The sequence below is a fragment of the Streptococcus danieliae genome (assembly GCF_009767945.1).
GTDB classification, from domain to species: domain Bacteria; phylum Bacillota; class Bacilli; order Lactobacillales; family Streptococcaceae; genus Streptococcus; species Streptococcus danieliae.
Map to the genome: position 1 here is coordinate 1 of NZ_WSRS01000158.1, position 1,091 is coordinate 1,091.

The 1,091-nt window shown below is 35.6% G+C and carries 1 protein-coding gene; it reads right to left on the reverse strand.

Going from position 1 to position 1,091, the window contains the following annotated elements; all coding sequences use genetic code 11:
• Nucleotides 1–158: transposase family protein (locus E5983_RS09185; protein WP_160333016.1), on the reverse strand; the 158-nt coding region annotated here is incomplete at its 3' end.
• Between the last annotated feature and the right edge of the window lie 933 nt (nucleotides 159–1,091).

Sequence of the window (1,091 nt, forward strand, 5' to 3'; positions counted from 1 at the left end):
TCATAGCACTTACCAAAATCTTCAATATCTTCCCAATACTCAGCCCCAGACAGACGAGCGAAAAAAATAAGAAGAACAATGTCAACGAGAGTATGTCGAATTTTCCAACTATCCCTTTTATCATCAATAGATTTCAAATAAGTAATTAAGAGATTCATAGAACCACCTCCTAAATCCATTATAGACTTAAGAACGGGGATTTTCGAATAATTATCGGTTTCTGAAAACTTACAAAATCTGCTTTTCTTCATGCGTTTGTCCTGGACGAAAAGGAGAATGGAATCCCTCGTTAAAACCAAAATGCTCACACCATTTCAGCAGGAATTCTATCTGTAAATGAATATTGTCTCCAAAAATCTCCCTTAAAAGCTTACAAGAGCACTTCTAAAAACAGATTAAATTTTGTATCTTCAAAAAATAAAGGGAAGATTCGGCAAATTTTCAGACAATCTTTCCCTTATTAACGACTTATTTAAGATTTTTCCCCTTTTTACCAGGAGAAATCTGATTTTTGATTTTCTTTGAGTAGAAATTCGAACACTTAGATTTAATATGTCCAAAAAGATAATTTTTTCTCATAAAAAGAAAAGCATTGGATGATTGGAATTCCCTTTCCTCTAGTTTGTTAGGAGCAAAAATCAAATACTCTTTCGATTTTGAATTCATAAATTATTGGGAGTGGGACATAACTAAATTTGAAAAAATTTAGTTATGTCCCACTCTCGCAAGGCTGATTAGGTCGGGTTCGGAGTCCTCTCAGTGAGTCAGGAATTGACTCGCTGAGCTTCTAAATAGAAGAACATGTAGCGTTCTTCATATGGCGAACGATTAGAGTTTGCTACTCTCTAACAGCATGCAATGCTGTTAGACCCAATCAGCTACTGCGTCAAAGGCATTTTGGGCACCTCTAAAAACCAGAAGTATTCCGTCATATAAAAAAAGAAGGGACTCTTGCCCTCTAATTTCCAGCAAAAGTCCCTGTATTTCCTACTTTTCTATCCCGATTATCGGGAGAATTCTGATTTTTGGGCGCACTAAGCCCATGTATTCAAATTCAGTCGTTTGATCTGTTCAAAACGACAAATATTGTA